This is a genomic window from Clostridia bacterium (assembly GCA_019683875.1).
GTDB lineage: Bacteria > Bacillota > Sulfobacillia > RBS10-35 > Bu92 > Bu92.
Genome location: JADGHN010000097.1, coordinates 1 through 6,827 on the forward strand (window position 1 = coordinate 1; position 6,827 = coordinate 6,827).

Consider the following 6,827-nt stretch of genomic DNA (forward strand, 5'->3'; position numbering starts at 1 on the left):
GGGCCCCCCCCCCGCTCGCCCCCCCCGGGGGGGGGGCCCGCCCGCCCCCCCCCCCTCCCCCGAGCGATTCCGCCGAACGCGACGTCACCGCGAGATGAGGATCTGCCCCACCGTGCCGTCCGCCGCTTGACCCGTCACGCGCACGTGGATGCCGTATCCCGGGAGGATCAGGCCGGCGTCCGGCGCCTGCTTCTTCCAGTCGTCGTCCGTGTCGTCGAAGTACGTCTCCGCCTGTGGCGCATTGTACTTGTGCAGGCCCGCCCAGCGGAGGTCGAGGTCCTGGCCGCGCCGGTTGTTGAAGGCGGAGTCGAACATCTGGAGCCACGTGAGGAGGATGTGGCCGCCCGGCGCCGTCAGCACCTTCGGATGCGCGTCGACGACGCTCAGGAACCCGTAGCCCGGGTGGGCTTGCGTGATGTTGTCGGTGTACGTCGTGTCGCGGTACCAGACGACGAGGCCGGGGTTGTACGGCACCGGCCGTCCATACGCGTACTGGAGGCCGGCGTCGCTGTCCGTCCACTGGCGCCACTCAAGCAGGTAGTAGTGGGAGAACGGCCCGTCGGAGCCCTGGGAACGGACGTACCCGTCGAACGTCCAGAGCGCGTCGGCCGCGTCTTCCGCGCCGTCGCTGAACACGGTGGCGCCGTCCGCCGTGACGACGACGTTGTCGACGAAGAACCCCTCTTCGTTCGTGGCCCAGTCGGTGATCGTGCGGAAACGCAGCTGGACCTGATGGCCGGCGTAGGCGCTCAGGTCGATCGTCTCATGCAGCCAGCCGCCGCTGTCCCCCGTGTAGCCCGGCAGGTTCGCGGGAATCGTCGGGTAGACGTCGGGATTGTTCGGGTCGCTCGTCGTGTGCGGCGTGGCGAGCGATGTCCACGTCTGGCCGCCGTCCGTGGAGACCTGCACGAAGCTGAAGTCCCAGTTCGGCTCCAGGCGATACCACGTGTCGTACGAGAGCGTCGCGGAGCGGGCGGCCGTCAGGTCGATCGGCACGGACGTCATCGTGGTGTCGATCTGGTCGCCGCGGGTGCTCCAGAACTCCCATGACCCGGAGGCCGGCCGGTTGTAGACGATCATCTTGCCCGGCAGGTTGATGCGGATCGCCTGGTGGTTCTGGCCCCAGGCTTCGGCCTCGTCCAGCAGGGCCGTCAGACCGCTCGAGGGGATCTGGTCGAAGGACACGACCGTCGGCCGCACCCACTGGCCGCCCCACAGGAGGCCGAGCACCATGCGGCCCCAGGGGTCGATGAAGGAGGGCTGCGTGCCGGCCGGCTTCCCGTTCCAGGCGCCGGAACTCATCAGGCTCCAGGCCGCGACCGGCTCGCCTGCGCCGCTGTAGGCCACGTCGTACTCGTCCGGCAGGCCGAGGTCGTGGCCGAACTCGTGCGCGAAGACGCCGATCGCGCCGTCCTCGGGCTCCATGGTGTAGGTGTAGACGGCGGTGCGGCTGCCCTCGGGCGCATACGGCCTCTGCAGGTTCCAGGAGTGCGACCAGATGGCGTCGTCGCCCTGCGCGCCGCCCCCCGCCTCCTCGCCCGCGCCGGCGTGGATGACGAGCAGGTGGTCCACGATGCCGTCGCCGTCCTGGTCGAACTCCGACAGGTCGAGGCCGGCGGCCACCGCGGCGTCGACGGCGTCGCGGACGAGGTCGCGCGGGTCGGCCGGGCCGGCGTCGTCGACGCCGTTCTCGCTGTCCCTGCCGTAGTACGACTCCGGATGCGGCACCGTCACCCACCCGAACACGGCGCCGTCGACGGTGAAGGCGCCGTTCGACTGCCGTTCGTAGTAGCCCTTGAGGGTCGGCATGAAGACGGTCTGGCCGTCGAAGTTCGCGCTGCTGAAGTGCTGCGGGTCGTCCGGGTCGCCGGCGAAGAGCATGCGCTCAAAGTGCTCCGTCGACGTGTCCGTGGGGCAATAGTCGAACTCCGTCGCGTTGGAGCAGTCGAGCTGGCCGTGCGCCGGCCCGTCGGCGAAGTCGACGAGCAGGACGAGGAGCGTCTGGCTGTTCACGAGAGGGGCCGTGCGAGGCTGGATCCCCGGCACGGTGGCGCCCTTGGTTTGTCCGAGCTTGCGCCCGCCTCCCGAAAGAAGCCCCTTGTCCACCTGGTTCACCGCGTCCGCCACGCGGGCTTCGCGGGCAGGGTCGCCGTCCTTCGCGGCTCGCTCCGCGATGTGGCCGAGCTTGCCGTGCAGGTACCGCGCGACCATCGCTTCCACCTGGTCCGGCGAGGCCGTGGACGGAATCGCGCCGCGCCGTTGCAGCGCGCGCGCGATGGCCGGGACGTTGGGCGGCATGACGTCCAGGGAGTGGTAGTGGACGCGGGACAGCGCCGCGCCTCCGCCGGGCGCCGCCGACACCCCTGCCGCCGGCCACAGGGCGCCGAGGAGAGCGACCGTCGCGAGGCCCGCCAGACCACGACGCAGGTTCATGCGCATCCCTCCATTGTCTGATCGAGATTGGACATCCATACCATTCGTGGTCCCGCGCGAGGCCCCCTTTGACGAACGGCCTCGGATTGTGTCGACCGGCGCTGCGGTATAATGGGCTCGCACAACCGCATACGGGCGTTCGGGTGCCGCCTTGCCGCCGCTGCGGCGGCGAGGCGGAGAATAGGGAAGTCCGGGGTAGCGTCGCCAGTGCAGGCTCGGCCTGGCCGGCGGCGCGGATCCGGCGCGGCCCCGCCACTGTGATCGCCAACAGCCGTCCGCGGCGAAGCCTGCACCGCGTTTCGCGGTCCGAGCGCTTCGACCCACTGTCGCTCCGACGGGAAGGGGCGGACGGTACGGCGTCAGCCAGGAGACCTGCCCGAAGCGCCGCGCCAAGCCTCTCGAGGGAAAGGGGGACGGCGCCGGAGACTTCCGGCTTTTGCTATGCGCACCCCGGCCTCGCGGCCGGGGTTTTCGTTCGTCGGGACGCGTCACCCGCGTGACCCAACCAAGCCGAGCCATGACATTGGAGGGTGAACTGGATGCGATCGAGGACAAGGCTCTGGATGATTCCACGCAACGCCGCGATCTGGGCGACATCGCTGCTGCTCGCCTCCATGCTTGCCGCCTGCGGCCCGAAGGTGCCCTCGACGAGCACGATGCAGACGCAGGCGCCCGCCGGGCCGGCGCAGGCGTCGGAAACCGCCTACCCGGTCACCGTGAAGGATGATCTCGGCCACGCGCTGACCTTCGACGCGGCTCCGCAGCGCATCGTGCCGTTCGTGCCGAGCGCCACGGACATCTTGCTGGCTCTGGGCCTCAAGGACCGCATCGTCGCCGTGGACAAGTGGAGCGCCGGGCAGTACGAGGAAGTGGCCGGCCTGCCGGCGATGGACAGCTACAACGTCGACTACGAGAAGCTCGTGGCGCTCAAGCCCGACCTCATCCTCACCATCCCCGGACAGTACCTCGACAAGATGCGCCAGCTCGGGTTGAAGGTCTTCGTCCTGCAGCCGTCCGACGTCCAGGGCGTCTACCGCGACTTCGAAACGCTTGGCCGTGTGACGGGCGCGCAGGAAAAGGCGGAGCAGGTCGTGGAGGCCCTGAAGCAGGGCATCGAGCCGGTGGAGCGGGCCGTGGCCGCGATCCCGGCCGACAAGCGCGTGAAGGTCTACTACGAAAGCTGGAACGACCCGATCTACAGCGCCGGACCCGGCTCGTTCGTCGACGCGCTCATTCGCGAGGCCGGCGGCGTCAACGTGCTCGCCGACGCCGACCAGCCGTGGCCCTCGCCGTCCGCGGAGGACGTCATCCGGAAGGCCCCGGACGTGATCATCGGGCCGGCGAGCAACACGGCGCTCAACGACCTCAAGGCCGGAAAGCGGCCCGGCTGGGGGAGCGTTCCCGCGGTGAAGAACGGGCGCGTCTACATGCTGGACGACGCGCTTCTCTCGCAGCCCGACACGCACGTCGACGACGCCATCCGCGCGCTGGCTCACGACTTCTACCCGGACGTGGTGAAATAGCATGCCGCGGATGGCGTCGCGGCGGCCGCTTCTCCTGGCGCTCGCGGGCGCGCTGCTGGCGTCGGTCGTGCTCGGCGTGGCGGCCGGCTCCGTCCGCTTCGCGCTGCCGGAGCTCTGGCACCTGATCGCCGCCGGACCGGCGGCGGCCGGAACGGACGCCGCCATCCTCTGGCAGATCCGCATCCCCCGCGTGGCGCTGGCCGCGCTCGTGGGGCTGAGCCTGGGTGCCGCCGGCGCGATCCTGCAGGGGCTGTTCCGCAACCCGATGGCGGACCCGTACGTGATCGGCGTGTCGAGCGGCGCGGCCTTGGGGGCGGTGCTCGCGATGACGGGCGTGATCGCCGGCGGGGCGGGCTGGGCCGGCGGCCTGGCCCGCCTCGTGCCGGCGGCGGCCTTCCTGGGCGCGGTGGGCGCGTTGGTCCTCGTCTATCTCCTGGCGCGCGTGGACGGCCATGCGCCGGTGACGTACCTGCTCCTCGCCGGCGTCGCCGTGTCGTCGTTCCTGTCGAGCGCGGTCTCGCTCATCGTCTACTTTCACCCGGACCGGCTCAAGCCGGTGTACTTTTGGCTTCTTGGCGGGCTCACCGGGGCGGACTGGGCGCAGGTCGGACTCGTCGCGCCGTACGCCGCGCTGGGCCTCGTCGCCGCGGGGACCCTGGTGCGGCCGCTGAACCTTCTCCTCTCCGGGGAGGAGACGTCGCACCACCTGGGGCTGAACGTGGAGCGGGAGAAGCTGTACGCCCTCGCGGTCGGGGCGCTCCTCGCGGCGGCGGCCGTGTCCGTGAGCGGCATGATCGGCTTCGTCGGGCTGGTGGCGCCGCATGTCGTTCGGCTCCTGGGCGGGCCGGACCACCGCGTGGTGGTGCCGGGGGCGGCGCTTCTCGGCGCGGTGTTCCTCGTGCTCGCGGACACCGTGGCGCGGACGGCGATCGCGCCGCTGGAGCTGCCCGTCGGCGTGGTGACGTCGCTCGTCGGCGGGCCGTTCTTTCTCTATCTCTTGCGGACGCGCAAGCATGCGGGGGATCTCGATTGAACGCGCTTCTGGAGGCCGAAGGGATCGAGGTGCGCCTGGGCGGGACGCCGGTGCTGCGGGACGTGAGCCTCGCGGCCGTCACGGGGCGTGTGCTGGCGGTGGTCGGGCCGAACGGCTCCGGCAAGACGACGCTCCTCCGCGCGCTGACCGGGCGGGTGCCGCTGGCCCGCGGGCGCGTGCGGCTCTGCGGGAAGCCCCTCTCCGCCTACACGCCGGCCGGGCGGGCACGGGTGATGGCCGTCGTGCCGCAGGAGGCGCCGATGCCGTTCGCGCTCACCGTCTGGGAAGTGGTGGAGATGGGGCGGTACCCGTACCTCGGCCGGTTCGGGACGCTGTCTCGCGCCGACCGGGCCATCGTGCGGGAAGCGCTGGAGCGGATGGGCGTCGCCCACCTGGCCGAGCGGCGCTTTCCCACACTGTCCGGCGGGGAGAAGCAGCGGGCGCTGCTGGCGCGCGCGCTGGCGCAAAGGCCGCGCGTGCTGCTGCTCGACGAACCGACCGCCAACCTCGACGTCAACCACGCGCTGGAGTTGCTGCTCCTCGTGCGGCGCCTGGCCCGCGAGGACGGGCTGGCGGTGGTCCTGGTCGAGCACGCGCTGGCGTACGCGCGCCGCTTCGCCGACGAGGCGCTCGCGCTCAAGGGTGGCCGCGTCTTCGCGCACGGCGACCCGGCGGAGGTCCTCTCGCCGGGTCGTGTCGTGGAGCTGTTCGACGTGCGCGGCGCGGAGGCGCGGCGCGCGGTGCAGGAGCTTGTGTGAGCCGTCGAAGGGTCGCCGGCGGTCGGCCGGGGTCAGGCGGCCGGCCTGAACCCCGGCGATCTCACGACCGGAACAGGGACTGCACCTCGATCTCGACCGGCGGAAACACGACGGACCGCAAGGTGAGATCCGCGTTCGCCCGAACGAGAGCCTGGCGCCGGTAGCCGGTGGCGGTCGGATCCCAGAACTGCCACACGGCCTGGTCGCTCGGCGACACGAACCAGTATTCCTTCACGCCATGGGTCGCGTAAAGCAGACGCTTCGAGGTCAGATCGCGCTCCGCCGTGGACGGCGATTCCACCTCGACGACGAGCAACGGCGCCCCTTGAATCCGTTCCCCGACGATGGTCGCCTGCTCCCGCCCGACGACGAACACGTCGGGCTGCACGACGGTGTCGGGCGAGAGCACGACGTCCTGCGGGGCGAGGAACACCTCGCCGAGCCCCGCGTCCTCCACCTGCCGCGCGAGCTCCCGGAACACGCGCTTGGTCACCCGGCTGTGGGCCGGCGTGGGCGATGGCTCCCGCACTAGGACGCCCATGAGGAGTTCTGTGGGGTGCACGTCCTCCGGCATCGTGAAGTAGCTGGCCGCGGACACCAGCGACATCGAGCCGGGGCTGCTGCGCCCATCCATGAGCGCGCCGAGTTCCGTCTCGGGAATCCGCCACTCCTTCCCCGTCTTCACGCCGCGCAATTGGCCCGTGCGCAGCTTGTGACGCACCGTCTTCGGGTGCAGCTTCAACATCGCAGCCGCTTCCGCAGGGGTGAGGTATCTCATCAGCCCAACTCCTTTCGGGCCATAAAGTATCACAAAAGGACACAAGGGGTCAATACAGGGCGCTAACGTTCCGGATCTGTACGCACCGCCGGCCACGCCAAGAGGCGGGCGGCTGGCGGCGAGTTGTTGTCTGCGAACTTCGATGGCATCACCGCAGGCCATGGACGGACGGGCATTCTTCGGGTTCCGAAAATTTGTCCGCTCCGGGGGCCGCGGAATCCGGTAATCTGACGATAAGACAATGGGTGGAGGCGATCCTGTGGCCGGTTCGCACGTGCGCCCCGCGCGTCCGCGCGATCCCG

Annotated in this window: 5 protein-coding genes and 1 riboswitch; of the genes, 3 read left to right on the top strand and 2 right to left on the bottom strand. The window is 70.6% G+C overall.

Annotated features, from left to right (window positions below; all coding sequences use genetic code 11):
• Positions 1 to 84: 84 nt before the first annotated feature.
• Entirely contained in the window at positions 85 to 2,433 is a 2,349-nt protein-coding gene (locus IRZ18_07780) for an immune inhibitor A (GenBank protein MBX5477002.1), read from the bottom strand.
• Positions 2,434 to 2,557: 124 nt separating this feature from the next.
• A riboswitch (cobalamin riboswitch) is annotated at positions 2,558 to 2,828 on the top strand.
• A gap of 168 nt (positions 2,829 to 2,996) precedes the next feature.
• On the opposite strand from IRZ18_07780, the gene IRZ18_07785 reads away from it, so the two are divergent.
• The 3 genes from IRZ18_07785 to IRZ18_07795 are packed head-to-tail and all read left to right on the top strand — an operon-like array spanning position 2,997 to position 5,747.
• Positions 2,997 to 3,956 (top strand): ABC transporter substrate-binding protein, encoded by a 960-nt coding sequence (locus IRZ18_07785; protein MBX5477003.1) that lies wholly within the window; start codon positions 2,997 to 2,999, stop codon positions 3,954 to 3,956.
• Positions 3,957 to 3,966: 10 nt separating this feature from the next.
• Positions 3,967 to 4,989, top strand: a complete 1,023-nt coding sequence (locus IRZ18_07790; protein MBX5477004.1) for an iron ABC transporter permease — start codon at positions 3,967 to 3,969, stop codon at positions 4,987 to 4,989.
• The gene (locus tag IRZ18_07795; GenBank protein ID MBX5477005.1) at positions 4,986 to 5,747 is read left to right on the top strand and encodes an ABC transporter ATP-binding protein; all 762 of its coding nucleotides are present in this window, start codon (positions 4,986 to 4,988) and stop codon (positions 5,745 to 5,747) included. Before IRZ18_07790 ends, IRZ18_07795 begins: the two co-directional genes overlap by 4 nt.
• Positions 5,748 to 5,808: 61 nt before the next feature.
• Here IRZ18_07795 and IRZ18_07800 read toward each other — a convergent pair whose 3' ends face one another.
• The gene (locus tag IRZ18_07800) at positions 5,809 to 6,525 is read right to left on the bottom strand and encodes a Uma2 family endonuclease (protein ID MBX5477006.1); all 717 of its coding nucleotides are present in this window, start codon (positions 6,523 to 6,525) and stop codon (positions 5,809 to 5,811) included.
• Positions 6,526 to 6,827 lie beyond the last annotated feature (302 nt).